At 69.3% G+C, this 25,902-nt stretch carries 20 protein-coding genes and 4 pseudogenes; 15 read left to right on the top strand and 9 right to left on the bottom strand.

Annotation, left to right across the window (positions count from 1 at the left end):
* Nucleotides 1-31 precede the first annotated feature (31 nt).
* Nucleotides 32-1,342: an ABC transporter substrate-binding protein gene (locus tag ACFWJX_RS22735; RefSeq protein WP_383246026.1), complete on the bottom strand. Its 1,311-nt coding sequence runs from the start codon at nt 1,340-1,342 to the stop codon at nt 32-34.
* Nucleotides 1,343-1,871: 529 nt separating this feature from the next.
* Between ACFWJX_RS22735 and ACFWJX_RS22730 the strand changes: the two genes are divergently transcribed.
* A complete protein-coding gene (locus ACFWJX_RS22730; protein ID WP_383246023.1) occupies nt 1,872-2,909 on the top strand; it encodes a LacI family DNA-binding transcriptional regulator in 1,038 nt (345 codons plus the stop codon).
* 227 nt (nt 2,910-3,136) lie between these two features.
* Nucleotides 3,137-5,197 (top strand): RICIN domain-containing protein, encoded by a 2,061-nt coding sequence (locus ACFWJX_RS22725; RefSeq protein ID WP_383246021.1) that lies wholly within the window; start codon nt 3,137-3,139, stop codon nt 5,195-5,197.
* 336 nt (nt 5,198-5,533) lie between these two features.
* Here ACFWJX_RS22725 and ACFWJX_RS22720 read toward each other — a convergent pair.
* The 3 genes and pseudogenes from ACFWJX_RS22720 to ACFWJX_RS22710 form a co-directional block, all read right to left on the bottom strand.
* Nucleotides 5,534-5,731, bottom strand: a pseudogene (locus ACFWJX_RS22720) (hypothetical protein); the annotation flags it as partial.
* A 338-nt stretch (nt 5,732-6,069) separates the two neighbouring features.
* Entirely contained in the window at nt 6,070-7,020 is a 951-nt protein-coding gene (locus ACFWJX_RS22715; protein ID WP_383246018.1) for a hypothetical protein, read from the bottom strand.
* 231 nt (nt 7,021-7,251) lie between these two features.
* Nucleotides 7,252-7,587, bottom strand: a complete 336-nt coding sequence (locus tag ACFWJX_RS22710) for a hypothetical protein (protein WP_383246015.1) — start codon at nt 7,585-7,587, stop codon at nt 7,252-7,254.
* Between the two features lie 165 nt (nt 7,588-7,752).
* Here ACFWJX_RS22710 and ACFWJX_RS22705 point away from each other — a divergent pair.
* Nucleotides 7,753-8,174 (top strand): annotated as a pseudogene (locus ACFWJX_RS22705) (methyltransferase domain-containing protein); the annotation flags it as partial.
* A gap of 326 nt (nt 8,175-8,500) precedes the next feature.
* Here ACFWJX_RS22705 and ACFWJX_RS22700 read toward each other — a convergent pair.
* From ACFWJX_RS22700 to ACFWJX_RS22690, 3 genes are all read right to left on the bottom strand, one after another.
* Complete coding sequence (locus ACFWJX_RS22700) at nt 8,501-10,744, bottom strand: ABC transporter permease (protein WP_383246012.1); 2,244 nt, start codon at nt 10,742-10,744, stop codon at nt 8,501-8,503.
* Between the two features lie 198 nt (nt 10,745-10,942).
* Nucleotides 10,943-11,728, bottom strand: a complete 786-nt coding sequence (locus tag ACFWJX_RS22695) for an alpha/beta hydrolase (RefSeq protein ID WP_383246009.1) — start codon at nt 11,726-11,728, stop codon at nt 10,943-10,945.
* A gap of 348 nt (nt 11,729-12,076) precedes the next feature.
* The gene (locus ACFWJX_RS22690; protein WP_383246006.1) at nt 12,077-12,706 is read right to left on the bottom strand and encodes a TetR/AcrR family transcriptional regulator; all 630 of its coding nucleotides are present in this window, start codon (nt 12,704-12,706) and stop codon (nt 12,077-12,079) included.
* Between the two features lie 202 nt (nt 12,707-12,908).
* On the opposite strand from ACFWJX_RS22690, the pseudogene ACFWJX_RS22685 reads away from it, so the two are divergent.
* From ACFWJX_RS22685 to ACFWJX_RS22670, 4 genes and pseudogenes are all read left to right on the top strand, one after another.
* Nucleotides 12,909-13,082, top strand: a pseudogene (locus tag ACFWJX_RS22685) (cytochrome P450); the annotation flags it as partial.
* Nucleotides 13,083-13,361: 279 nt separating this feature from the next.
* Entirely contained in the window at nt 13,362-14,192 is an 831-nt protein-coding gene (locus ACFWJX_RS22680; protein WP_383246003.1) for an SDR family NAD(P)-dependent oxidoreductase, read from the top strand.
* A gap of 258 nt (nt 14,193-14,450) precedes the next feature.
* Nucleotides 14,451-15,749 (top strand): sensor histidine kinase, encoded by a 1,299-nt coding sequence (locus ACFWJX_RS22675; RefSeq protein WP_383246000.1) that lies wholly within the window; start codon nt 14,451-14,453, stop codon nt 15,747-15,749.
* The gene (locus tag ACFWJX_RS22670; protein WP_383245997.1) at nt 15,746-16,402 is read left to right on the top strand and encodes a response regulator; all 657 of its coding nucleotides are present in this window, start codon (nt 15,746-15,748) and stop codon (nt 16,400-16,402) included. Before ACFWJX_RS22675 ends, ACFWJX_RS22670 begins: the two co-directional genes overlap by 4 nt.
* Nucleotides 16,403-16,432: 30 nt before the next feature.
* On the opposite strand, the pseudogene ACFWJX_RS22665 reads toward ACFWJX_RS22670, so the two are convergent.
* A pseudogene (locus ACFWJX_RS22665) lies at nt 16,433-16,847 on the bottom strand (cupin domain-containing protein).
* 88 nt (nt 16,848-16,935) lie between these two features.
* Nucleotides 16,936-17,829, bottom strand: a complete 894-nt coding sequence (locus ACFWJX_RS22660; protein WP_383245994.1) for a helix-turn-helix transcriptional regulator — start codon at nt 17,827-17,829, stop codon at nt 16,936-16,938.
* A 250-nt stretch (nt 17,830-18,079) separates the two neighbouring features.
* Here ACFWJX_RS22660 and ACFWJX_RS22655 point away from each other — a divergent pair, with 250 nt between their 5' ends.
* From ACFWJX_RS22655 to ACFWJX_RS22620, 8 genes are all read left to right on the top strand, one after another.
* Nucleotides 18,080-19,123 (top strand): NAD(P)-dependent alcohol dehydrogenase, encoded by a 1,044-nt coding sequence (locus tag ACFWJX_RS22655; protein WP_307177916.1) that lies wholly within the window; start codon nt 18,080-18,082, stop codon nt 19,121-19,123.
* Between the two features lie 311 nt (nt 19,124-19,434).
* Nucleotides 19,435-20,199: an SDR family NAD(P)-dependent oxidoreductase gene (locus ACFWJX_RS22650; protein WP_383245991.1), complete on the top strand. Its 765-nt coding sequence runs from the start codon at nt 19,435-19,437 to the stop codon at nt 20,197-20,199.
* An 86-nt stretch (nt 20,200-20,285) separates the two neighbouring features.
* Nucleotides 20,286-21,131, top strand: coding sequence for an SDR family oxidoreductase (locus ACFWJX_RS22645; RefSeq protein ID WP_383245988.1), 846 nt, complete (start codon nt 20,286-20,288; stop codon nt 21,129-21,131).
* A 71-nt stretch (nt 21,132-21,202) separates the two neighbouring features.
* Nucleotides 21,203-22,717 (top strand): MFS transporter, encoded by a 1,515-nt coding sequence (locus ACFWJX_RS22640; RefSeq protein ID WP_383245986.1) that lies wholly within the window; start codon nt 21,203-21,205, stop codon nt 22,715-22,717.
* A gap of 266 nt (nt 22,718-22,983) precedes the next feature.
* A complete protein-coding gene (locus ACFWJX_RS22635; RefSeq protein ID WP_383245984.1) occupies nt 22,984-24,033 on the top strand; it encodes an NAD(P)-dependent oxidoreductase in 1,050 nt (349 codons plus the stop codon).
* Between the two features lie 299 nt (nt 24,034-24,332).
* Nucleotides 24,333-25,034: an HAD-IA family hydrolase gene (locus tag ACFWJX_RS22630; RefSeq protein ID WP_383245981.1), complete on the top strand. Its 702-nt coding sequence runs from the start codon at nt 24,333-24,335 to the stop codon at nt 25,032-25,034.
* A 353-nt stretch (nt 25,035-25,387) separates the two neighbouring features.
* A complete protein-coding gene (locus ACFWJX_RS22625) occupies nt 25,388-25,600 on the top strand; it encodes a hypothetical protein (RefSeq protein WP_383245978.1) in 213 nt (70 codons plus the stop codon).
* Nucleotides 25,600-25,809, top strand: coding sequence for a hypothetical protein (locus ACFWJX_RS22620; protein WP_383245975.1), 210 nt, complete (start codon nt 25,600-25,602; stop codon nt 25,807-25,809). The genes ACFWJX_RS22625 and ACFWJX_RS22620 overlap by 1 nt, the downstream gene beginning before the upstream one ends.
* Nucleotides 25,810-25,902: the final 93 nt, after the last annotated feature.

Below are 25,902 nucleotides of genomic sequence, written 5' to 3'. Positions count from 1 at the left end.
GTGTTCATCCGCTTCGGAGGGAGGGTCGGTCTCAGCCGGACGCGAAGATCGTCTTCTTCTGGCGCTCGATCGAGGACAGCAGGCCGTCGATCCCCTTGGGGTCGCGGACGAACTTCTGCAGCGCGGGCTGCATCACCGTCGAGGTGAAGTCCGGGCGGCTGTCACGGTCCATGAACTGCGTGAGGTGCTTCGCGCCGCCGATCATCTCGTACGCCTTCTTCTGAAGGGCGCTGTAGGAGGAGGTGTCGGCCTTCGAGGAGGCGGCGATGAGGCTCGGGTCGGCCTTGAGATAGGTCTCCTCGGCCTGCGGCGTGCCCAGGAATTCGAGCAGCTTGACGGAACCGGCGCGGTTCTTGGGCTTCTTGCTGAGCATGATGCCGTCGGTCGGCGCTTCGACGGTGTCCTGCCCGTACGCCGGGTCGATTTCGGGGAAGGGGAAGAAGTCGAGGTCGTCCAGGTCCGCCTTGTCGGTGAACTGCTGGGCCACGAACATGCCGAGCATGTACATGCCGGCCTTCTTCGCCACCAGCGTCTGGGCGGCGTCCTGCCAGGTACGGCCGACCGCGCCCTCCTGGTGGTAGGGGAGGGTCTCGGCCCAGGTGTCGAAGACCTTGCGGACCTTCGCGTCGGTCCACGAAGCCTTGCCCGCCATCAGCTCGACGTGGAAGTCGTAGCCGTTGACGCGGAAGTTGATCTGGTCGAAGGAACCCATCGCCGGCCAGGCGTCCTTGTCGCCGAACGCGATCGGGACGAGGCCGTCCTTCTTCATCTGCTTGCACAGGGCGACGTACGAGTCCCATGTGGTGGGGACCTCGTAACCGTACTTCTGGAAGACGCTCTTGCGGTAGAAGACCGCCCACGGCGACGTAGTCAGCGGCACCAGGTAGTACTTGCCGTCCTGGCCCTTGCTCAGGTCGTGCATCGCTGGAGGGAAGTTGCCGCCGATCGTCTTCCACACGTCGTCGATCGGGGTGGCCAGACCCTTGTCCGCGAAGAACTGCATCCGGTAGCCGGCGAACCACTGGAACACGTCGTCCGGCGTTCCCTGGAGGTAGGAGTTGATCTGCTCCTGGAAGGTGTTGTGGTCCTTGGTGTTGATGGCGACCTCGATCCCCGACTGCTTCGTGAAGGCGGCGTAGACGTCGCCGTATGCCTTCTTCGGGACGGCGTCGGAGGCGTTGGAGCCGACGGTGACGGTCTTGCCGTCCGACGAGGCGGAACTGTCGGCGCAGGCACTCAGCAGAGGGATGCCGGCACCGAGTACCGCGGCTCCGCCGAGGCCGCGGAGCACAGTGCGGCGGGTGGTGCCAGGCATGAACTGACCGGGGGAGGAACGGTGCATTTCGGCTCCTACTGGGCTGGCGGTGCCCAGGTATGGCACGTCAGCCGGATGGGGGTGAGACGGAGAGTGGGTCGTCGAGGGACCGTTTGACGGTCAGACGAGAACGAGAATCCAACACGACCAAACAAACACGATCGTCGAACGCCAGGAAGCGTGAACGCTCCGTGGACTCGCTGTCAAGACTTCGGTCCGGGAATCCACGAGGTGCCCGGTCCGGCCGGAAGTCTCATTCGCCGGCAGCCGGGCCGGACGGATGGGTCTGACACGGCTGGCCATCGAACCGTCCGGGCTCCGTTAATCGCCGTATGAAGTGCAGGAATGCACGCAGGAGCATGCCTTCCTCAGAAGCCACCGGGCACCTTGCTCCGTCAGGCAACGGGTGTCGGCTTCCGTCGCGCCGGAGGCAAGTGCCATTGCGAGAACTCTTGACGTGTGCTCGGCAGATGCGTAGACATTGACCGCGCGGTCAGACCGGTCGGTCACGTAATGACCTCGCTCGATGGAGAACACATGGCCATGAGGAGACTCGATGACGACAGGGCTGGAGCGCAATGCGAGCTCCTCCGCGCCGCGCAGTGAGGACGTGGCCAGGCTGGCCGGCGTCTCACGCAAGACGGTCTCCCGGGTCCTCAACAACGAGCCGTACGTCTCCGACGAGTCCCGCCGACGTGTCCTGGCGGCCGCCGAGGAGCTCGGATACCGGCTGAACCACGCGGCCAGGGCACTGGCCTCCGGCCGCACCCGGTCCATCGGTGTGGTTGCTCTGGGCACCGCCGGATATGGAACCGCCTCCCTGCTCGTGGGCATCGAACAGGCCGTACGGGACGCCGGTTACGCACTGCGCGTGGTCAACACCCCGGACGGCGACCCGCAAAGCATCGCCGGCGCGCTGGAATCACTCCTGGAGCAGGGCGTGGACGGCATCGTCGTCTCCGTACCCATCGTCGAGGGTGAAGTCCCGCTCGGCGTCGACGTGCCGGTCCTCTTCGTCGGAGCGCCACCCGCCTTCACCGCCGCCCGGACACTGACCGTCGGCGTGGGCGCGCATCAGCTGGCCCGCGCGGCCACCGAACACCTGCTGGACCTGGGACACGCGACCGTCCATCACCTCGCCGGTCCGCGCCGGTGGTACGCCACCAAGGACCGCATCGAGGGATGGCGGGCGGCGCTGGCGGACCGGGGCGCGCATGAACCGCCCGTGCTGAACGGCGACTGGTCGGCGGCCTCAGGGTATGCCGCGGGCCTCGGGCTGGCCTCGGACCGCCTCGTGACCGCGGTGTTCGCCGCGGGCGACGAGATGGCCATCGGACTGATCCACGGCCTGCGGGAAAGCGGTCGTCGTGTACCGGAAGACGTCAGTGTCGTCGGTTTCGACGGCAACCCCGTCTTCGCCTACGTCTCCCCACCTCTGACCACCGTCCGTCAACCCTTCGAGGCGGCGTCAAGCGAAGGAATCCGGCTTCTCCTGCACGCCATGGAGAAGCCTGACACCGAACTGCCGCCGGCGAACGAACCACCCGTCGAACTGATCGTCCGCGGTTCTACCGCGCCTCCGTCCTCCCTCTGACCCACCCCACCCCCCCCGTGCCACTGCTCCGGCGCACCCACACGCCGGGGCGCTCCACCTCCGCCGTTCCGGACTTGTCGCGCCGCGTCCCCCCCCGCACTCGCGAGCAGCGCCCTGCAGTGTCGCCCGGCTGTCCCCCGGGCCACGCGCCCAACGAACTCCGCCGCGTCACTCTGAGCCGTTTCCAGCCGGCGGACACCGAAACACACCTTCTCCTGGGAGCCGCAATGTCCCCTGCGCAGACAGGCGCCAGACTCGGCGCCGCTCCGCGTTCCCGTCCCGTCTCCTTCTTGTCCCTGGCCTTCATCCTGCTCGTCTCGGTGATGACCATGGTCATGCCCACCGGCCGGGCGGACGCCCTGGCCCGTCCCTCGCAGACGATGTACACCCCGCCGTCGGGTGCGCCCTCGCCCGGGTCGCTCTACCCGCGGGCGATGCGTATGCAGCACAACGGCTCGGCCAACGGCACGATGCTCGCGACGTTCGAGCAGTACTCCTCCGGCACACCGGTCTTCCCGATCTACCGCAGCACGGACAACGGCAACTCCTGGACGAAGATCTCGGAGGTCGCCGACACGCAGAACGGCTGGGGCATGCGCTGGCAGCCCGAGCTGTTCGAACTCCCCACCGCAGTGGGCGGCTTCCCGGCGGGAACGATCCTGGCCGCCGGAGCTTCCGTCCCCGCCGACCGTTCGGCCATCAAGATCGATGTCTATGCCAGCACCGACCGCGGGCAGACCTGGAGCTTCGTCAGTAACATCGCCACCGGCGGCCCGGCTTTCGACCAGAACGGCAATGGCAACACTCCCGTGTGGGAGCCGTTCTTCCTCGTCTCCGGCGGCAAGCTGATCGTCTACTACTCCGACCAGCGCGACCTCGACCACGGCCAGAAGATCGTGCACCAGGTCTCCACGGACGTCCGCACCTGGGGCCCGGTCGTCGACGACGTGGCGATGCCCACCTTCAGCCAGCGTCCGGGCATGGCCACCGTCGCGAAGCTGCCCAACGGCAACTACGTCATGACGTACGAGTACGGCGGCTCACCCTCGGGCAACTTCGCCGTCTACTACAAGATCTCCGCCGACCCGGAGGCGTTCGACTCCGTCACGGGCATTCCGCTGCGTTCGACGGACGGCGTGGTCCCCACCAGCACCCCGTACATCACGTGGCTGCCCACCGGCGGTCCGAACGGCACCCTTGTCGTCGGCGCCTACAGCACCAGCGACCTGTTCCTCAACACCCAGAACGGCGCCGCGAACACCTGGACCCGCATCAGCTCCAACGTCGCCGGCGGCTACAGCCGCGGCATGGTCCCCCTGGCCGACGGCCACAGCCTGCTCGTGCTCAGTGGCGGCAACGGAGGCAGCAACCTCTCCAACCCCGTCACCTACGGCACCATCGATCTGGGCGGCGGCATCTCGGACGGTGCCACCTACACCCTGTCCAACACGAACAGTGACCTGAAGCTCGCCATGGCGGGGGGCTCCACCACCAACGGCGCCTACGCCACCCAGCAGAACACCACCAGCGCCACCGACCAGCAGTGGCGCTTCGTGCAGCAGTCGTCCGGCTACTTCAAGATCTTCAATGCCGCCAGCGGCAAGGTCCTCGGGGTGGAGAACCAGTCCAGCGCCAACGGTGCCAGGATCCTCCAATGGGACGACAACGGCACCCTGGACCACGAATGGGCCGTCGCCCCGCACCCCGCGGGCGGCTACACCCTCACCAACCGCGTCACCGGCAAATACCTGGAGATCCCGGACGCCTCAACCGCCCCCGGCACCACCGCCGTTCAGTGGAGCGGCACCAGCTGCGCCTGCCAGCGCTGGAACCTCACCCAGACCGCCCCGCCGCCACTGGGCACCGGACAGTACATCCTTGTCAACAAGAACAGCGGCAAGTACCTCGACATACCCAACGCCTCCGCCGCCACCGGCACCGCCGCCGACCAGTGGCAGAACTCCGCCTGCGCCTGCCAACTGTTCACATTCCAGTCCGCGGGCGGCGGAGCCTGGACGGTCAAGAACGTCAACAGCAACCTCAACCTGGACATCCGCAGCAGCTCCACCACCGCAGGAGCCGCCGTCGTCCAGACCACCCCCTCCACCACCGACTCACAGAAGTGGACCCTCAGCGACGCGGGCAACGGCTACTACGAACTCAAGAACCTCAACAGCGGCCTCAACGCCGCCGTCGCCCAGTCCTCCACCAGCAACGGCGCAGCAGTCGTGCAGTGGAACGACCTGAACATCGACGACCAGTTCTGGAAGATCGTCCGCATCAACTGAACGGCTTGACGAAGGGCCTCCTGCCAGCTCCGGATCGCGATGTGAACCGGGCGTCAGGGGGCCTGGTGGCGTCTGAAAAACACGCCCGCTCTCCACATCCGGCAAGAAGATCTTCCCCTTCCTGCAGAAGCACTTCGCCAAGGGCATGCTCACCGGAGCCATCAACGTGGCGTCCGGAACGGTGTAGGCGAGCTGGCGGCGGATCGCCGCGGCCTCCTCCGAGGCGACCAGTGCCTCCTCGTGGCAGTCCGCGGCCACCAGGCGCGTCGACAGATTGGTGAGGTTGACGGAAAGGGCGAACCAGTGCCGCTCCGGCTGGATGGCGACCAACTCGCGGCGGATCGCGACCGCCTCGCGCATCGCGTCCAGTGCCTTCGCCGTCCGTTCAAGCTCTCCCAGTCGGAGCGATAGGTTGTTGAGACTCTTGGCGAGGTCGTTGCGGTAGATGTCGGGCCGTTCAGTGGCCGGTTCGCCGCGGATCTGCGCGGCTTCCTGGGTTGCGGTCAGCGACACCGACGAGTAGGTGCCGTACATCCCGGCCGTGGATCGCGTCGAGCGTGGCGCGCAGCTCGGCCCGGTCCAGCCTGGTGGGCACCGGTGCCGCTCCCGCCGCTCCGGGGGCGGCCGCCACAGCCGGCGCCGCCGTGACGAGCAGGAGTGTGGTGCCCAGCGCGGTCCCGACGAGACGTTTGAACGCGCGGCTGTTCCCTCGTTTCTGACGTTCCTGATGGGCCTGGACGGTCAACTCCCGGGCTCTGTCAGGTGATTGTCGCGAGGTGCCGGTGCTCCTTACATCCGTCGCGGGGACGATCATCTTCACAGCGGGGCCATGACATCTGTCATGGCCCCGCGAAGGTCGGTGGAGGGAGGTGTCAGAGACCGTACCGGTACTTCATGTGGCGCCAGAAGTCCCGGAACATCCACTTGTCGAACTCGGTGATCTGGGTGGCGCTGCCGGCCTTCATCAGGAAGCAGCACTGGCCGGTCGGGGACCAGTCGTAGAAGTCGTCGAGGCCGAAGGTGTGGCCGACCTCGTGCAGGTAGATGTGGATGTTCTCCTGGTTGAGCGCGCCGGTGAAGTAGGAGCGGCCCATGCGCTGCCCCCAGTCGCCGCCGGCGCCGCCGCCGAAGCCCTCGGTGAGCCAGAGGGACTGGTCGTAGTGGCGGGCGGCGCCGCCGGGACAGCGAGAGTAGTTGCCGTCCTGGTGGAAGAAGCGGCCGCAGTCAGGGGCGCACTGCGGGGCTCCGCCACCGTCCAGCATGTTGGTGTAGATGTCGACGGAGTTGTCGCTCCACTGGAGGGTGGAGCGGTTCTTCACCGCCCAGCCGACGATGTTGACGGGGACGTTGGTGTACGGCCAAGCGTTGTGGCCGACGCCGTTGTCGACCATCGCCGCCATCCACTTGCCGAACTGCTTCTTCAGCGCGGCGTGGATCTGGTCGCGCAGGGCGGCGCTGACCGGCTGGTCCGACTCCCAGCGGACGCAGTAGTTGACGCTGCCGCGGTTGGCCATGATCTGGTCCCAGCCGTAGTTGCGGAAGCCGTACAGGTTGCCGTAGGTGGACTCGACGTGGTTCCAGACCTCGTTGAGGGGCTGGACCAGGTTCGCGGGTGGATTCCAGACGTCCGCCGAGGCGACCGCTGCCTCGGCTTGGCCCTGAGCCTTCGCCAGGACCTGGGCCACAACGTGGTCCTGGGTCCTTTCCCGGGCCGATCGGTCGTTCGTCGCCTGTGCCACGGACGGGGTCGTCAGGCCGGGCGCGAGCAGCACGGCCAGGACGGCGGCGAAGACGGTGAGCAGTCTTGCGATGCGGGCGCGCATGATGATCTCCCTTTTGGGGGCGGGATTTCACGTGCCTTCACTTCCCCCTCTGGTCGCCGCCGACCGCTCGGAGGTTGCCGCGCGCCGGGACGCCTCCCTACCCACGCCTGAGCGCCACGATCCGCATGCCGCCCGGCCCGGAACCTTCCCGCGTGGGACGCAGCCCGGCGACCCGGAACTGTTCCAGGACCCACGCGTGGGAGAGCCGCAGTTTCCGGTAACTGTGGGCGTTCATGGCCCAGTCGCCGCCCGTGGCGAGCCGGTCGGTCTGATCTGGGTGCGCCCGCTCAAGGTCGGCCAGGACGCGCTCGCCGGGATCGCGGAGCTCGCGAACATCGCCGCGGCGGCCGGCGTGGACGAGGTCGTCCTCGCCGTTGTTCCGAGCCGCATCGCGCGGCGGACCATCCGGGCGGCCAGCAGCTTGCCCGCTCCGGGCTGCCCCATGACGTAGACGGCGCGTGGATCGTCCCGGGGAGCGATGCCGCTCAGGTAGGACGGGACGATCAGCTCGTCGAAGAGCGGCGACGCCATCACCGTGCTCGTCTCCGAGGACCTGCGATGGGTCACCGCCCAGCGCCTCGAAGTGTCCGGCGGCGCCCTGCTGTAGGGACCCCCGGCCCACACCGTGTGTCCCGCCCCTCACCTGGCAGAACCGGGAGATGGAGCAGTGGACCGTGCAGAGCTCAGCGGGACCGTCGTGTTCCCGGGCTCACAGGACATGAAGGAAAAGGCGAGACCGATGAGCTTCCGGTTGGCGCTGTCGCGGCGTGGCTCGCTGGGGCAAACCCGACCGCGGTCGCCGACCTCGACGAGGGCGAGCACGTCCTGGACCTGGGCTCCGGCGGCGGCATCGACGTCCTGCTGTCCGCCCGCCGCGTCGGTGCGACCGGCAAGGCATACGGCCTGGACATGATCAGGGAGATGCTCGCCCTCGCGCTGGCCGACGCAGCGAAGGCCGGTGCGAGGAACGTGGAGTCCTCAAGGGCACCATCGAGGCCATCCCGCTGCCGGCGGGCACGATCGACGTGCAGGCCGTGTTCACCGAGACCTTCCAGGTCCTCAAGCCCGGCGGCCGGATCGGCGTCTCCGACGTCGCCGACGATCACCTCACGCCCAACCAGCGGGCCGAGCGTGCCGAGCGCGGCGACTGCGTCGGCACCGGCCCCCTCATCGGCAGGCCGGTGCTGCGTATCGCCGGACGCGCTCGGTGCACCGGCTCTCTCTGATGGCCGGGCTGTCCCTCCGTGAAGACCTCTTCGAGGGTCTTTCGTACGGCTGCTGCTCATCGTGTTTCGTCTCGCCTCTCACACGCAGGCCGCCGACCGCGACCGGTACTCGACTGTCGTGATTTCGAGCCGGACCGGCCGAGATCGGGCAGTGGTGACGTCTGGTCAGGCTCGGGCGTCTGCGTGGGGGCCACCCTTGAGGTGGCGGTGCGGCGTGTGGGGCCCCGTCCGGTCGGCCGGGGCCCCACACAGGGTCAGGAACGTCGGCGCAGGGCTCGCCGCCTGCTGCTCAGGGAGACGGCGCGCGATGCTGCCTCGGGCACCGGTCCGATCGAGCCGGCTGGTACGGGCTGCTCGGCTTGCCCACCGAGTGCCAGGGTGCCGCCGCCGTGCGTCGTGTCGGACCCGTCGGTGCCGCGGGTGCGGTCGCGGCGGGCGATGGCCCAGTCGATGCCGATGTGGATCAGCAGGCACACGATGCCCCAGGTGGCGATGGTCCCGAGGTGGCCGGCGATGCCGGAGCCGTCGAAGTAGACGGTGGCGCGGACGATGTCGACCGCGGCGGGCAGGGGCAGGACGCCGTTCAGGTCGCGGAAGAACTCGGGGACCATGTAGAGGGAGATGCTTCCGCCGGAGGCAGGGATCCCGGCCATCAGGGCGATCACCAGGACGGGGATGATGCCGGCGATGCCGAGGGTGCGGGTGAAGACTCCGGTGAACATCGAGATGCTGAAGATCGTCAGGGCTCCGAAGCCGATCATCGCCCAGCCGTGGCCGTTGATCGCGCCGATCAGGACATCGAAGAGGAACCACAGCCACACGGCCATGCCGACCGCATAGCCGGCGAGCATGGGCAGGAGCTGCCGCAGGCGCTTGATCTCCGGGGCACCGCCGCGCAGGACCGCCATGACCAGGAAGCCGGCCATGATCCAGGACATGGCCGCGTACATGCTGTTGCTGCCGCCCGAGTCGGAGTCGTTCAGCGGCTGGACGTCGGTCAGTTCCAGCTGCGTTTTCTGGCTCGCCGAGATCTGCTGGAACATCGACTGCAGCGCGGAGTGCTGACTCGCGCCCGCGGCCGAGGAGGTGTACAGCATGGCCTCGCCGCCCCTTGAGGTGGGCAGGACGTACACGCCGACGGTCTCGCCCTCGCGGATCTGGTCCGTCGCCGCGTCGAGGGAGGTGCTGGTGGTCAGGGAGAGCAGGTCGCCCAGGCCGTCCTGAAGACCGCGGGCCGCCTGCGTGGCCTGTTCCTGTGAGGCGCCGACGACCACGACGGGCATGTCGCGGACCTGCGGCTGGTGCAGGGAGGCACTCATCAGGCCGACGACGATGGTGAGGATGGTCAGCGGGAAGGCGGCCACCGCGAAGTACCGGAGCCGCCTGGAGCGCACCGGGCCACCGGCCATCGCGGGCCGGGGGAAGTGGGGGTCGTCGGTCGCCTCGGTGTTTGGAATGGCGATCCCCTTGCGGCGCTCCACCAGGAGGTTGAGCGCGAGGGCTGCGACGAGCCAGGCGGCGAGGGTGAGCAGGTGGGTGCCGACGCCGAGGCCGTTGAAGTAGACGATGGAGCGCAATGCCTCGCCCGCGGCCGGCAGCGGCAGCACATTGTGCAGGAAGCCGAAGAAGCCGGGCACCGAGTGGATCGGCATGGCGAGGTTGGAGGCGGGCACCCCGAAGACCATCCACAGCAACATGCCGGGCAGCACCGCCAGTCCGCCCATGAGTTTCACGAACAGCAGCTGGCTGAGGGCCACGGCGCCTGTCGCGAGCAGGGCGACCCCGACGAACGCCGGATAATGCCCGTCGACCGCGCCCACGATCGGCCCCAGGATCAGCCAGATCAGCGAGCTGGTCGCCACCGCCCAGCCGGCCAGCAGCGGCAGGAACCTGCGCACGGCGAGCAGATGCGGCACCGCCGCGATCATGCCGCTCAGCGGGGCGTACCCGACCATCATCATGCCGATCGCGGCGAACAGCAGCGCGATGCCCGCACTGTCGCCGGCGGGCAGGGGCGCGATGTCCTCGGTCTTGGTCGTCCAGTCGTGGCCCGCTGCCACCGGGGCGAGGAGCTGCTTGACCGTTCCCGCCTGTGAGGCGCCGGCTGCCTGGGCCGTGTAGAGGGTCGCCTCGGTGGAGCCGTCCGCGGGGATCAGCAGGACACCGGCGACGTCACGGTCCTTGAGCTGGTCGAGTGCCTCCGAGCGGTCGGCGACCAGCCGGGGATCGGCGGCGCCGTCCTCGGCGGACTCCAGCTCGTCGACGACGGACTGGGCCACGGCCCCCGAACCGACGACGGCGACCGGCATGTCCCGCGTCTTCGGCGAGTGCATGGTGCCCATGTACGTCGCGTACATCATCGTGACCATGAGGAACGGCATGACGAAGAGGAAGACGTACTTGACGATCTTCATCTTCCGGTCCGCGTCGGAGGTACCCGCCTCGGACGCGACCGGCTCACGCCCGCTCGCTTCACGGACGGGGGTCGGTGTTTCCATAATGTGCTCCTGATCAATGTGCCGGGGTGCAAGGCGCAGGCGCCTTCTCCGCGCTGTGCGTGGGCATGGGCTGTCAGCCCGACTGGGAGCGCTCTCGCGCAGGGGGACCCGGCCGGGCTCTGGGAGGACTTCGATGGCGATGCGGGTGCGCGCCGAGGGGCGAGCCGCGTTCAGCGCCGAGTGGCGCGCCGGTGTGTGTCAGCCGTACAGCGCGGCATCCAGCGCCCGCGCCTGCAGGCGCCAGAACTGCTGGGAAACGTCGGCCTTGGGGAACACCGCGTCGAACCCGTGGAACGCGCCCGGAACAATGTGGAGTTCGCAGGGGACTTTGCTGTCGCTGAGGCGGCGCGCGTACTCCACGTCTTCGTCATGGAAGAGATCGAGGGTGCCGACGCCGATCCAGGCCGGGGGGAGCCCGGTGAGGTCCTCGCGGCGGGCTGCGGCCGCGTACGGGGAGACGTCCGGGCCCGCTACGGCGTCGCCGAGGTAGGACGACCAGCCGTACTGGTTGCTCTTGGGAGTCCAGAGACGCATGTTCCGCGCGTCCAGGTCCGTTCTCGTCGTCGTGCGGTCGTCGAGCATCGGGTAGACCAGCAGTTGGAACACCGGTCGGATCTCGGCGTGGTCGTGGGCGAGCAGTGCGAGGGCCGCGGCGATTCCGCCACCCGCGCTGGCACCCCCGATCGCGATGCGGTCGATGTCGATGTGGAGTTCGCTCGCCCGCGCGATCAGGCCGCGCAGTGCCGCGTAGGCGTCCTCGACGGCCGCGGGCGCGGGACTGTCCGACGCCCGTCGATAACGGACCGCGGCCACGGTGATGCCGAGTTCGCGGGCGAAGGCGATGCTCGTCCGGTCGTCTTGTTCCGGGGCTCCGAAGATGAGGCCGCCGCCGTGTATCCACAGCAGGGCCGGAGCAGCCGACTTCAAGCCGGTCGGCTGGAAGACGCGGAGCGAGACGGACGGTGCGCCCTTCGGCCCGGGCACGACTATTTCCTGAACGGTGAGGTCGGTCCCAGGGGCGGTCGGGCGCGGCTTCAGACTCCGCATGAGGCGGGAGGTCACGGGCCCGTAGGACATCTTGGGGAGGAAGCGTGCGCGCGTGAGGTCGGGGTGGAAGGCATTCATCGGTTTCTCGGGCTCTCTTCTGCCGCACCGGCAGACCGGTGTGCGTTGGCGCGGTGGCGCCCGGCCGGTGCCGTGGCAAGCCGTTGCCGACGGAATGCGGATCGGTTCAGCGTGCACTGAATCGTTGCCATGAGGCGCTCCTCCTCATCAAAGGTTTGCGAGATCACGCGCCCCCCGGCGCGTGGACAGCGACACAGGTGGGGATGGCTAGGAAGCCGCCACGGCGGCACCGGTGGGAAGGCCGGCGCGCACCTGCCGGAGGCCCTCTCGGACGAGATCGGGCAGTGCGACGTCGGTGTCGCCTTTTGCCCACATCTCCATGGACGTCCGCAGCACGGCAGCTGCCGCGGCGGCCAGCAGGCGGGGAGTCAAGTCCCGCTCGGCGTCGGCGCCGGTGCGTTCGGCGATGAGTTCCGCGAGCTGCTGATCGGCCTGCTCGTACGTGACCACGTGCTGCGCCCGCATCGACGGCTGCTCGCCGACCACGCGCATCAGCACCGCGAAGTTGTCCCGTTGACCGGCGTATTGCGCGGCGAAGGACGGAAGCACCTGGCTCAGGGAGTCCCACGGCGGCTCCTCCATGGGCCTGGCCCGCATGGCGTCGAGCAGGGAGGTGCCGCTCCGTACCAGGCCGTCGAGGATCGCCTCCTCGCGACTGGCGAAGTAGTTGCGAAACGTGCGCGGCGACACATTCACTGCCGCAGCGATCGCCTCCGGGGTCGCCGCGTCGAGTCCCCGCTCGACCATCAGGGACCAGGCCGCACGGCTCAATGCCGCCCGGGTCGCCAGCTTCTTCCGTTCGCGCAGGCTCGGCTCTTTCGTCATGCCGACCACCATCCAGGATTTTTTCCAGCTTGGCAAATTTTCCTTCTTGGCAAGATCGGGTGAACGTGTCTAGTGTGGGCCCCGGCGGCAGCTCGTTATGAGCCTGGCACTCCACCAACGCCAGTCACGGCTGTTCGAACGCCCATGCCGCCGATGGTCATCGCCATGGCAAGCCGGTCGCCGGCCCCCCTTTGGGGCAGCTCACCGTGCGCGCTACGGCACCCACCAGTGCCTGGGCCAGTCCCTGGCGCGGATGGAGTTGCAGGTGGCGCTGCCCACCCTGCTGCGCAGGCTGCCCGGGCTCCGGCTCGCGGTGCCGCTGGAGGAGCTGCGGCTCCGGCACGACATGGCCGTCTACGGCATCCGCGAACTGCCGGTCGCCTGGTGACCGGCGAGGCTGACAGCGCCCTGCGCAGTCAGCCACCACAGGCCCCGGCTCACTGAGCCCGGGCACACGAACGGGGCCGTCCTGAGCGGCGGCGGCCCCACCGCGCCGTGCTCCGTGGGGACAGGGGGTACGGCGAGCATCCCGGGCCCGGCGGCGGATGTCCCACCGCCGCCGGGCCCGCGGACACCGGTCCGCAACGCAAGGACCACCGCCGACCATCAGGCGGGATCAGACCGCACGCACAGAGGCGTGAAACGCACATAGAGAAGAGGAATACCCATGAGCGGCACGAGATTTGAAGGACGCAGCGTCATCGTCACCGGGGCGGCCTCGGGCATCGGCAGGGCCGCGGCCCTGATGTTCGCCAAGGAGGGAGCCAAGGTCCTGGTCGCGGACCTGAACAAGGACGGCGCCGAGGAGACCGCCAAGGCGATCGAGGCGGCGGGTAGCACCGCCGTCGCAGTCGCCGGCGACCTCAGCGACCCGCAGGTGGTCGACGAGGTCGTGGCCACAGCCATCCGGACCTTCGGCAGCCTGGACGTCCTGGTGAACAACGCAGGCATCACAGACAGCATGTCGGCTCTGGCCGACGTCGAGGACGCCGAGTGGGAACGCGTCATACGGATCAACCTGACGGCGCCCTTCCTGCTGACCCGGGCCGCGTTGCCGCACATGCTTGAAGCGGGCCACGGCACGATCGTCTTCACCGCGTCCGAGGCCGGGTTCCGCGGCAGCGCGTCCGGTACCGCCTACACCGCCTCCAAGCACGGCGTCGTGGGCCTGGTCAAGAGCCTCGCCGTGATGTACCGGGGGCAGGGCATCCGCACCAACGCCATCGCCCCTGGCGGGACACAGACCAACAACCTCACCAACTCCCTGGAACCCGCCAAGATCACGGCCCTCGTGAACACCATGCTGGGCGAGGCCCAACCCGACGGCGGGCCGGCCCCGCACGGGCCGACCGTCATGCGCGACTTCCTCCGCACCAACCCCGGCCGACGGTCCACCCCCGAGGAGCAGGCCGCCGTCATCGTCTTCCTCGCCTCCGATGCCGCCGAGATGATCAACGGCGCTGTCCTGCCCGTCGACGACGGCTGGTCCGCCGTCTGACGAGCCGCCCCGCGCTCCGGCCGACACCCCGGGCGCGGGTTCGGGCCGCTGGCCGCACGGGCGGGAAGCCGCCCCGGCCGGTCTCCAAATCCTGCCCTCGGCCGTCACCGCCAGGACCGCTGGAAGGCCCGCTCACACCATGAAGGATGTACGACAGTGACCGCACCAGCACCGCCGGCTCATCCCGTAGATCCACGGACCCTGCTGAGTGGTCCGGAACACCGCACGTTCCGCCCTCTGCTGTGCTGGCTAGCGTCGATGAATCGTGCGGAAAAGGCCCATCCGCAGGTCTCACGCTGGGGCGTGCCGGCCCTGTGCGCCGCGTTCGGCCTGCCCTCCCTCCTGGACGCGGCCGACGGACCCGGCGTCCCGGCGGTCCTGGCGCTGATCGCCGGGCTCACCGTCCCGCTGCTCTGGCGCAGGCAGCACCCCATGACGGTCTACGCCATCACCACCGCCACCGCCGTGGCGGCACTCCCCCTGGGAATCCTGTCGGCCGCGGACGCCGGGCGGATGGTGGCCCTGCTCAACGTGGGCCGCCGTGGAACCGCCCGCCAACTGGTCGTTGCCCTGGCCGTCGGCCTCGCGCAAGGGATCGCGGCGTACGTGGTCTACTCGGACGACGGGCAGTTCGACCACTTCCTGCAGGCTCCCGCGCTGATCCTGATCATGCTGCTCGACGTCGTGGCTATCGCCGGACTGGGTGTCATCAGCCGACTCGTGAACTCCTACATCACGGCCCTGCAGGACCGTGCCGTGCGCCTGGAAGTGGAACGCGACCAGCGTGCCCGCCTCGCCGCAGCCGCCGAACGCGCCCGCATCGCCCGCGAGATGCACGACATCCTCGGCCACACCCTGTCTGTCGTCGTGGGCCTGGCCAATGGCGCCGCCGGACTCACCGAGAACGAACCCAGACGCGGCGCCGACACCCTGCGGCTCATCGCCGACAGCGGGCGCGGCGCCCTGGGCGACCTGCGCCGCCTCCTCACCGTCATCCATGACGAGCCCGGCGAACCCGGCGATGCCCCGCTCGCCCCCCAGCCGGGTCTGGCAGACCTTGACGCCCTGCTGGAACGGGTCAGGTCCGCGGGCCCCAGTGCCACCCTGCACACCGAGGGCGACCTGGAAGGGCTCGCCCCGGGACTCCAACTTGTCGTCTACCGCATCGTGCAAGAGGCTCTCACCAACACCCTCAAGCACGCCGTGCCCGCCCCGACGGTCCAGGTCGCCGTCTGCGTGGGCCACGACCTGGTCCACGTCACCATCGAGGACACCGGCCCCCATCGCCTCCGGCATCGGGACGACCGGAGCGATGGCGGAGGCCAGGGCCTGGTCGGTATGCGCCAGCGTGCCGCCCTCTACCAGGGCAGCATCACGGCCGGCCCCAACACCCGCGGCGGCTGGACCGTCCGCGCCCTCCTCATCCCCACCGAGGCACCCTTCACGCCCCCGACACCTCCGCCAAGCCGCCGGACCCGCCCGCAGCGAAAGGACGCCCACGACCACGGAGCCGTCCTCACCGCCCCAGCATCGTCCACGGGAAGCTGCCCGTCATGACCACCGTCCTCGTCGTCGACGACCAGGCCCTGCACCGATTCGGCTTCGCCATGCTCCTCGAACAGCACCCCGACCTGACCGTGGTCGGCGAGGCCGCCAACGGAGCCGAAGCGGTCAAGCTGGCCGCTGAACTCCGCCCCGACGTCGTCATCATGGACATCCGCATGCCCGGCATGGACGGCATCGAGGCCACCCGACGCATCGTCACCTCCGGCAGCCGCTCCCACGTTCTGGTCCTGACCACCTTCGACCTCGACGAAGACGCCTACGCGGCCCTGCGTGCGGGCGCCAGCGGGTTCCTCCTGAAGGACGTCAAGCCCGGTGAACTCGTCGCCGCCATCCGCGCGGTGGCTGCCGGAGACGCCGTCATCGCGCCCGGCCTCACCCGGAAACTCATCGACGTCTTCAGCCAGAAGATCAGCCACCGCAGTCGGGATCAGGAACGCCGGCTCGCCTCCCTCACCGACCGCGAACGCGAGGTCCTCAACGCCATCGCCTGCGGCTACAGCAACGCCGAGATCGCCGCGCACCTCCACGTCGCCGAAACCACCGTCAAGTCCCACGTCAGCCGCGTCCTCGCCAAGACCGGTGCCCGCGACCGCATCCAGGCCGTGGTCTTCGCCTACGACGTGGGACTGGTCCGGCCGGCATGAACCCGGCCCCCTCACAGGGCGGTTGCCGGTTCAGGCCCGGCTGGTGGTGCGCGGCCCGTTGTACTGCTCGGTGACCGGCTCCCGCCACTCGGTCTCCGGGGTGCCGTCGCCGAGGCCCTCCCACATGGCGATGTGCTCCATGAAACGGTCGGACACGGCGCCGTGCCAGTGCTCCTCGCCGGGCGGACAGGTGTACGGTCTCGCCTGGGTGAGCCTCGAAGACCGTGCCGTCGCGGGTACCGATCAGGGCTGTGCCGGAGACGACGTATGGGGCCTGACCCAGGGCGTGAGAGTGCCAGTGCGTGCGCGCGCCGGGCGAGAAACGCACCAGGTTGGCGCGCATCAGGGACGGCTCCTGGCCGGCGTGGATCATGTCGAACCACACGTCACCCGTGAACCAGTCTGCCGGTGCCTTGACGGTTGGCTGCTGCTTGGCGAATTCCATGCTGCTTCTCCTGGCGAAGGCGCTGGGATGCGGCCGTGATGCGGCGGTGGGCCGCTTCGGGCGCTCGTGCTGCGAATGTCCGCGGGTGTCAGCCGGCTGGGTTGTGCGTCTGTCCGGAGGTGTGCGGGCGGGTGGTGGACGTGCTGGTGCTGGTCCAGCTGGCGAGGATGTTGAGAGCTTCGGCAGAGCGGGACGCCGGCTCCGGGGTGTAGATGACCAGGGTCTGCTCGGGGTCGCCTTCTACTGCCAGAACCACGTAGTCGAGGGTGAGGTCGCCGACGAGCGGGTGGTGCAGGCGTTTGGTGCCGCTGGTGTGGGCGATGACGTCGTGGTCGGCCCACAGACGGCGGAAGGTCTCGCTGTGCAGGGACAGCTCGCCGATCAGCTCGGTGAGCTGCGGGTCGTCGGGGTGACGGCCGGCGTACAGGCGTAGCAAGGCGAGGCAGTCGCTGGCGACCTGGTCCCAGTCGGTGTACAGGGTGCGGGCGGCCTCGTCGAGGAAGACGAAGCGGGCGAAGTTGCGCTCGCGGTGGGGCCGGGCTTCGAAGTCGGTGTAGAGGGCGTGGGCGAGCTTGTTGGCGGCAAGGACGTCCAGGCGTCGCCCCTGGACCACCGCGGGGACGCTGAGAGAGTCCAGGGTCCGGTACAGGACCGGGTGGACTCGCTGGGGGGCGAGCGGCCGCTTGCGGCGGGTCCGGGCGGGGGTGGGCTGGGTGAGGTCGAAGAGGTGGGCGCGTTCGGTGTCGTCGAGGTGCAGGGCGCGGGCGACGGCGTCCAGGACGGTTTCGGAGACGCCCTGGGTGCGGCCTCGCTCCAGGCGGACGTAGTAGTCGACGCTGACCCCGGCGAGCTGGGCGACTTCCTCGCGGCGCAGTCCCGGCACGCGGCGGGCGCCGCCGTGCGGGGCGAGACCGGCCTGTTCGGGGGTGATCCGGGCCCGGCGGGTGCGCAGGAACTCACGGATCTCGCTGCTGCGGTCCATGGGTCCACCGTACGGCGATCCCGGACGCGTCAGGTGCTGGAAAGGGGCACTGCCGGACCCCCCTGTGAGCAGTGCCTCCTACGGGGGCTCGGGCGGGGGCCGCCGCGTGGTTGCGTGGATATCGGGCCCGCTACGCCGGCCCGCAAGACCTGATGTGACGCCCCGTCGGCGGGGAACCTCCACCGGCCGTCCGTCAGGCCCCCGCGGTGTGACCGCCGTGGGAACCGCACACGCCAGACCAGGAGAACCTGTGCTCACCGTCAACGCCTATGCCGCGGTCTCCGCGACCGCGCCGCTCGTCCCCACCACGATCCAGCGCCGCGACCTGGGTCCGCACGATGTCCTGATCGAGGTCAAGTACGCCGGGATCTGCCACTCCGACATCCACCACGTCCGCAGCGAGTGGGGCGAGGTCCCGTATCCGCTGGTCCCCGGTCACGAGATCGCCGGTATCGTCACCGAGATCGGCCCCGCGGTCACCCGTCACGCCGTCGGCGACCGGGTGGGCGTCGGCTGCATGGTCGGCTCCTGCGGTGAGTGCACGAGTTGCCTCAAGGGCGAAGAGCAGTACTGCCTGCGCGGCAACATCCTCACCTACGGCTCCGTCGACCGGGACGGTACGATCACCCAGGGCGGCTACTCGACCCACGTCGTGGTCACCGAGGACTTCGTGGTCAAGATTCCCCAGACCCTGGGCCTGGACGAGGCCGCGCCACTGCTGTGCGCAGGCATCACCACCTACTCCCCGCTGCGTCACTGGGGTGCCGGGCCGGGCCGGAAGGTCGCCGTCGTCGGCCTGGGCGGACTCGGCCACATGGCCGTCAAGCTCGCCCACGCCATGGGTGCGGAGGTCACCGTCCTGTCCCAGTCACTGAAGAAGATCGACGATGGACTGCGCCTCGGCGCGGACGCCTACCACGCCACCAGCGACCCGGACACCTTCGAGAAGCTGGCCGGCACCTTCGACCTGATCGTCAACACCGTCAGCGCGCCGCTCGACGTCAGCGCTTACCTCTCGCTGCTGGCCATCGACGGCACGATGGTCAACGTCGGCGCCCCGGCGGAGCCGCTGTCGGTCAACGCCTTCTCGTTGATCCTCGGCCGACGCTCCTACGCCGGCTCGGCGATCGGAGGCATCCGCGAAACCCAGGAGATGCTCGACTTCTGTGGCGAGCACGGCCTCGGTGCCGAAATCGAGGTCATCCCCGCCTCGAAGATCAACGACGCCTACGAGCGCGTCCTCGCCTCGGACGTGCGCTACCGCTTCGTGATCGACACCGCCACGCTCGCTTGAGCCGACCCTCAGCCCGTGGCCGCTTGGACCTGGTCGCCGGCGGCGACGACGCCCGGCCACGGCGGTCGATGGGGGCCGTACGGCGCCCCCCTCGCCGGAACCGGCGAGAGGGGTACTGGCAGACCCCCGGAAGAGGCGTGCCCCGTACAGGGGCCCGGGCAGGGCAGGCGGGTGGTTGCCTGGATAGCGGGCCTGCTGCACGGCATCGATCATTCGAGTAGTACGCGCTGTAACGGCACGCAGGAGATTGTCGCCGCCGCAGCCCCGCCGTCTGCCCTTTCACCCCACGTTTGGAGATGAGGACACCCCCCATGGCAACGAAACTGACCGGAACCGTCGCTCTCGTCACCGGCGCGAGCAGCGGGATCGGCGCCGCCACCGCCCGCGAGCTCGCCGGGCAGGGCGCCTCGGTGGCGCTCGTGGCTCGCCGCAAGGACCGCCTGGAAGCTCTTGCTGCCGAGATCGAGAAAGCCGGTGGTACCGCGCTGGCGGTGGAAGCGGACATCACCGACCGTCACCAGGCAGAAGTGGCCGTGGGGCAGGTCGTCGAGCGGTTCGGGCGGCTGGACACCCTGGTCAACAATGCCGGTCTGATGCTCGTCGGGCCTGTCGTCGGGGCGGACGCCGAGGAGTGGGACCGCATGATCGCGGTCAACGTCCAGGGTCTGCTCTACACCACCCGCGCCGCCCTGCCGCATCTGCTGAAGGCTGCCGAACAGGCGCCGCGCCAGGTCGCCGACATCGTCAACATCGGCTCCTACGCCGGTCGCGTGGCGAGCAGCGGGTTCGGTGTCTACAACGCCACCAAGTTCGGCGTGCACGCCTTCACCGAGTCCCTGCGCCAGGAAGTCACCCAGCGCCACGTACGCGTCGGAGTCGTCGAGCCGGGTGCCGTGGAGAGCGAACTGGGCACGCACAACAAGCCCGAGATCCGCGACGAGGTGATCAACCCCTTCTTCGATGGAACCGAGGTCCTCGCGCCCGAGGACATCGCGGACGGTGTCACCTACATGGTCACCCGTCCCCGGCACGCCGCCGTCGGCGAGCTGTGGATCATGCCCACCGAGCAAGCCTGAGCACCTCCATCGCGCGGCCTCCCCGGCCGGGGCAACGCATCAACACCCCATCACCCGGGCCGCATCGGCCCCGGAAAGGAATGGTTATGAGCAAGGTCATTTTTGTCACTGGTGCCGGGCGCGGTCTGGGCACGGACATCGTCCGTGAGGCTCTGGCGGCCGGTCACCAGGTCGTGGCCACCGGGCGGCGCCCCGAGGAGGTTGAGAAGACGCTGGGCGGGCCGCAGGACAACCTGCTGACCGTGAGGCTGGATGTGACCAGTCTGGAGGAGGCGCAGGCGGCCGCGCAGGCGGCGGTCGAGCGATTCGGCCGTATCGACGTGCTGATCAACAATGCGGGGAACTTCTTCGCCGGCTACTTCGAGGAGGTCTCCCCGGAGCACATGCGCCGGCAGATCGAGACCAACCTGTTCGGCCCGATGAACGTCACCCGTGCGGTCCTGCCCGTGATGCGTGCTCAGCGCGACGGTCACGTCGTGTCGATCTCCTCGCTGGCCGGTCAGGTGGGCACGGAGTTCACCGCCGCCTACGCGGCTTCCAAGTTCGCCGTGGAGGGCTGGATGGAGGCCCTGCACCAGGACATCGCGCCGTACAACATCCGCACCACGATCGTGGAGCCCGGTTACTTCCGTACCGAGCTGCTGGTGGATGCCTCCACCACGTGGCCCGAGCCGACCATCGCCGACTACGCCGAGCGCACCACTGCCACGGTCGCGGCGTGGAAGAGCATCAACGGGCAGCAGCCGGGTGATCCCGTCAAGCTCGCCCGCGCCCTGCTGACCGTTGTCGGGCAGGAGCAGCCGCCGGTGCGCTTCGTCGCCGGCGCCGACGCCATCGAGGGCGTCACGGCCAAGGCCCGCGAACTCCTCGCCCAGGTCGAAGCCTCCCGCGCACTGGGCGGCAACCTCGGCCACGACGACACCAACGCCTGAACCACCCCACACACCAGGCGGACCCACCAGTATCTCCCTGTACCGAAGGGCACCAGCCTCCCTTGCCTTCCTTGCCCAACACCACCTCACCCATCCCCCAGACCAGTGACCCGCAGGGTTTCGCGGTCTCCGCGTCGACGGGCTGGAACAGCCGGACCTGGATGCTTCTGGTCACCTTGTGCGGGGCGCTCTTCCTCGACGCCCTCGACATATCCATGGTCGGAGTCGCCCTCCCCTCCATCGGCAGGGACCTGGCCATGGACACGGCCATCCTCCAATGGATCGTCTCCGCGTACGTCCTCGGCTACGGCGGTTTCCTGCTCCTCGGTGGGCGGGTCTCGGACCTCCTGGGTCGCCGCCGGGTGTTCCTCGCGGCGGTCGGCGTCTTCGGTGTCGCCTCGGTCATCAGTGCCCTGTCGACGTTGGACGCGCTGATCATCGCGCTGCGCTTCGTCAAGGGTGTGAGTGCCGGGTTCACCGTGCCGGCAGGCCTGTCGATCATCACCACCACGTTCGCCGAGGGCCCCGCCCGCAACAAGGCGTTCTCTATCTACTCCGCCTGCGGAGCCTCCGGGTTCTCGCTCGGGCTGGTCTTCGGAGGTTTCCTCACCGAGCTCTCGTGGCGTGCCACCCTGCTCTTCCCCGGCCCGGTCGCGCTGCTCCTGCTCGTGATCGGAATGCGGGTCGTGCCGAGGGTGGCCCGGGAGAAGTTCAGCTTCGCGCAGTTCGACCTGCTCGGCGCGCTGAGCTCGACAGGGTCTCTCCTGATCCTGGTGTATGCCGTCGTACAGGCTCCCGAGGTCGGCTGGGCCAGCGCCCAGACACTGGCCCTCTTCGCGATCTCAACCCTGCTCGCGGTGTCGTTCGTCGTCATCGAGCTGCGCCACCCCCACCCGCTCCTCCGCCTGGGCATCCTGCGTTCGATGCGGCTGGTGCATGCGAACGTCGCCGGCTTCGTGATGTTCGGCGGCTATGCCGCCTTCCAGTTCCTCGCCACTCTCTACGTCCAGGGTTCGCTCGGGTGGAGCCCTATCAGCATGGCGGTGGCCTTCCTGCCGGTCGGGCTGATCGTCGTGATCTCCGCGATCAAGATCGAACGCGTCCTCGACCGGTTCAACACCACGGTCCTGGTGGGGGTGGGCCTGCTGGCGTTCGGTGCGGCTTATCTGTTGTTCCTGCGTACGTCGCCGGGCATGAGCTACTGGAACTTCATGTTCCCGACCATGGTGCTGCTCGGGATCGGATTCGCGGTGTTGTTTCCCGCGGTCAACTCGCAGGCGACCGCAGGCGTTTCGGATGACGAGCAGGGGTTGGCTTCAGGACTGCTCAACACCTTCATCCAGGTCGGTGGGGCCGTGATGATGGCCGTCGTCACCGCCATCATGTCGAGCTCGGGCGGGGCCCGGGCCGGGAAACTGCTCCCCGGCATGGGGACGGCGGTGATCGCCGTGGCCGCGTTGACCGCAGTTGGGCTGCTGATCACCGCTGTCGTCCTGGTCGTGCTGCGGGGCGACACTGCGGCGGGAGGTGGGCCCTCAGCGGGCACACTCGGTCTAGAGGAGAGCGAGCTTGAGCTGACGCGCTGACGCGCTGACGTACGAGGAACGGCACATGTGGAACGTCGAGACACCCCCTGACGGTCCGCACGTGCCGTTCCTCGTACTCAGCGAGCAAACTGTCCGCGAGCATGAGATTTCGAGCCCGTTGGCCCCGGTCACGTCCCTTGATGCCTCTGCTGCCGCGACCCTGGCCCGGCCAAGCCCACAAAGGCCGAGAACGTCATGCTCCGTCTGCGCTCCGAAGAACGCACCGCGCCCGGCCCCCTTTCTCCGCCCCCACAGAAAGCCGCCCTATGACACATCCCAAGGAACTGGTCGTCCTTTACCCCGCGCCCCAGTCCACCGAGCGGATCTTCGCCCCGGTGACCCTGCGTCGACTGCACGAGGAGTTCGAGGTGCTCGACCTCGAAGGCGATCCCGACGCCGAACGGCAGCTGGACCTGGCGCTTCCCCGGGCCTTCGCCGTGGTCGGCCAGCCCGACCTGCCCGCCGAACGCGTCGAGCGTGCCGTGAGCCTGCGGGCCCTGTGCAACGTCGAGGGCAACTTCTTCCCCAACGTCGACTACGCCGCCTGCGCCGACCGCGGTGTCCACGTGCTCGGCTGCGGACCCGCTTACGCACAGGCCGTCGCCGAGTACTCCCTCGGCCTCGCGCTCGACCTGGCCCGGGGCATCACCCGCGAGGACCGCGCCTTCCGGGCCGGCGCCGAGGGGTACACCTTCGCGTCCAACACCGACTCCATCCTGCTGCGCGGCGCCGAGATCGGCCTTATCGGCTTCGGCAACCTCGGGCGCGCGCTGCACGAGCTGCTCGTGCCGTTCCGGGCCACCATCCGTGTCTACGACCCGTGGCTGCCGGAGCGCCACCTGGAGGAGCACGGAGTGATCCCGGCCTCGCTCGACGAGGTACTGGAGACCAGCCAGGTCCTGTTCGTCCTGGCCACGATCACCGAGGAGAGCGAGCGGCTGCTCAGCGAGGCACGGCTGCGCCGACTGCGCCCCGGTGCCCGCCTGGTCCTGGTCAGCCGGGCCGCGGTCGCTGACTTCACGGCCCTGATCGAACTCGTCAGCCAGGGCCACTTCCTCGCGGCACTGGACGTCTGGCCCGAGGAGCCGGTGACGGCCGATCACCCGGCGCGTGCGGTGGAAGGACTCGTGCTGTCCGCGCACCGGGCCGGCGGTATCCCCGCGGCCTTCGAGAAGATCGGGGAGATGGTCCTCGACGACCTCTTGCAGATCAGGGCGGGCCTGCCGCCGGTGCGTATGCAGGTGGCGGCCCGGGAGCTCGTCCACCGCTACCGCAGCCGTCCGGTCACCACCGCGGCGGGTGCGAGGAACGCATGAGTGCCATGCGAGTCGCCGTGGCCGGTGCCGGCCTCATGGCCGTCGTGCATACCCGCGCAGCCCGAGGCGCCGGGGCGCACCTGGTGGCCGCGGTGCACCCGGACGGAGAAAAGGGGCGGTCCGCGGCTGAAGCCTTCGGCGGCGCGCGCGGACCGTGGATACCCTCGACGACGCGCTCGACCACGCGGACGCGAACTGAGCACCGGCGGCACCACACGCACGTAACCGACTCACGGGCAGGCCCGGCCCTCCCCGGAGCGCACCGGCCTGCCCGACCACCTTCGCACCCAAGGACCGCCATGTCCGTCACCCTCCCCGCCCGAGCCCTGCTCTTCGACTGCGACGGCGTCCTGGTCGACTCCGACAAGAGCGTCATCGCCGCCTGGAGCCGCTGGGCCCAGGCCTACGGCCTCGATCCCGACGAAGTAGCCGCCGCCGTCCACGGCCGCCGATCCGCCGACACCGTGCGGCTGTTGATCCCGCCGGCCCTGCGCGCCGAGGCGCTGGCCGCCATCGACGCCTTCGAGCTGGAGGACGCCGCCCAGGTCACGGCGGTCCCCGGAGCGGCCGACCTCCTCAGGTCACTGCCGGAGGGCATGTGGGCGGTGGTCACCTCGGGGACCCGGGCACTGGCCACCGCCCGTCTGAAAGCCGCAGGGCTCCCGGTGCCGTCCGTACTGGTCACCGCGGACGACGTCACCGACGGCAAACCGCACCCCGAGGGGTACCTCCTGGGCGCCAAGGCGCTCGGCACCCCGATCGAGCACACCGTCGTCCTGGAGGACAGCACGTCCGGCATCGAGGCCGCCCGCCGAGCCGGAGTGGGCGGCGTCGTCGGCGTCGGCGAACGGGCACTGGTGACGGACGCGGACGTCGTGGTCGCCGACCTGCGGTCGCTGCGTTGGTCGGGGGAGGAGCTGCTGGCGGCCGAGAACCACCTGCGACCGGTCACGCCACCCGCCCGGACCCCTCCGGCCGACTCGGCGGCGCAGACCCGATGACGAAATCCGCAGCTTCGCGTCACCGCCCACCCCACGCGCGGGTGAAGCCGACCTGCGGTGGACGCGGAGCGCAGCCGACCCGGACCTGGGTCCGGCCGACGAGACGTCCATCAGGACGTTCGACGACCACCTCTTCCTCGGCGGCTGGTTCCTGATGTTTCCAATGCCGGACTGCCCGGCCCCCCACCACCCCTTCCGGGTCCGACGAACGCTGTAGCTGGCCGGGCCACCCTCACCGCCACCACGGCGACCAACACCCGCGTCGCGACTGCGCGACGTGCGTCTCGGCGAACACTTTTGCTTCAACCGCGCCAGCCCCGGAGCCCGAGCAGCCGGGCAAGGTCCTCGATCTCATGGCCGCCCTGACCGAGTCCGGCCAGCAGACCAAGGCCTCCCGCGGCGAGGACGCCGACATCCACGAGCTGCCGAAGAAGAAGACCGCAAAGAAGCAGCCGGCCAGGAAGACGGCGGCGAAGAAGACGACGGCGGCAGCTGGGACAGGACCCGCCGCCCGACGGCCCCTTCCGCCCATGAGGACGACCTGCGCCAGCTCGCCTACCAGTTGATGGACACCGCCGGCCTGCAGCGCGGCCGCCTGACCGGTCTGATCCTGAAGGGCGACGACCTCCTCGACGCCGACCAGGTGGCCCGGCAGCTGTCCCTCGATGACGCCCACGAGGCCCGCCTTGCCGCGGAAGGCGCCGCCGACCGGATTCGTGACAAGTTCGGCCCGCAGGTCATCGGCCCCGCCGCCGTCTTCCGCCGTGCCTCCTAACCCCCACCCCTGCCTGCTCCCGCTGCTGGGGGACCCGTGCTGCTGGACCCGCCAGGATTACGCGGCACACCCCAGGCAATACCGCACTGGCCC

This window comes from Streptomyces sp. NPDC058335 (genome assembly GCF_042723915.1).
GTDB lineage: Bacteria > Actinomycetota > Actinomycetes > Streptomycetales > Streptomycetaceae > Streptomyces.
The sequence above is the reverse complement of the archived record's forward strand: the minus strand, read 5'-3'. Positions and strand labels throughout refer to the sequence as shown.

Coding starts and splice junctions, on each gene's coding strand:
- ACFWJX_RS22690 (WP_383246006.1), bottom strand. CDS start 12,706: ATGGTGGTCGGCATGACGAAAGAGCCGAGCCTGCGCGAACGGAAGAAG.
- ACFWJX_RS22680 (WP_383246003.1), top strand. CDS start 13,362: ATGAGCGGCACGAGATTTGAAGGACGCAGCGTCATCGTCACCGGGGCG.
- ACFWJX_RS22725 (WP_383246021.1), top strand. CDS start 3,137: ATGTCCCCTGCGCAGACAGGCGCCAGACTCGGCGCCGCTCCGCGTTCC.
- ACFWJX_RS22700 (WP_383246012.1), bottom strand. CDS start 10,744: ATGGAAACACCGACCCCCGTCCGTGAAGCGAGCGGGCGTGAGCCGGTC.
- ACFWJX_RS22660 (WP_383245994.1), bottom strand. CDS start 17,829: ATGGACCGCAGCAGCGAGATCCGTGAGTTCCTGCGCACCCGCCGGGCC.
- ACFWJX_RS22730 (WP_383246023.1), top strand. CDS start 1,872: ATGACGACAGGGCTGGAGCGCAATGCGAGCTCCTCCGCGCCGCGCAGT.
- ACFWJX_RS22630 (WP_383245981.1), top strand. CDS start 24,333: ATGTCCGTCACCCTCCCCGCCCGAGCCCTGCTCTTCGACTGCGACGGC.
- ACFWJX_RS22650 (WP_383245991.1), top strand. CDS start 19,435: ATGGCAACGAAACTGACCGGAACCGTCGCTCTCGTCACCGGCGCGAGC.
- ACFWJX_RS22735 (WP_383246026.1), bottom strand. CDS start 1,342: ATGCACCGTTCCTCCCCCGGTCAGTTCATGCCTGGCACCACCCGCCGC.
- ACFWJX_RS22645 (WP_383245988.1), top strand. CDS start 20,286: ATGAGCAAGGTCATTTTTGTCACTGGTGCCGGGCGCGGTCTGGGCACG.
- ACFWJX_RS22715 (WP_383246018.1), bottom strand. CDS start 7,020: ATGCGCGCCCGCATCGCAAGACTGCTCACCGTCTTCGCCGCCGTCCTG.
- ACFWJX_RS22670 (WP_383245997.1), top strand. CDS start 15,746: ATGACCACCGTCCTCGTCGTCGACGACCAGGCCCTGCACCGATTCGGC.
- ACFWJX_RS22620 (WP_383245975.1), top strand. CDS start 25,600: ATGGACACCGCCGGCCTGCAGCGCGGCCGCCTGACCGGTCTGATCCTG.
- ACFWJX_RS22675 (WP_383246000.1), top strand. CDS start 14,451: ATGAATCGTGCGGAAAAGGCCCATCCGCAGGTCTCACGCTGGGGCGTG.
- ACFWJX_RS22635 (WP_383245984.1), top strand. CDS start 22,984: ATGACACATCCCAAGGAACTGGTCGTCCTTTACCCCGCGCCCCAGTCC.
- ACFWJX_RS22625 (WP_383245978.1), top strand. CDS start 25,388: ATGGCCGCCCTGACCGAGTCCGGCCAGCAGACCAAGGCCTCCCGCGGC.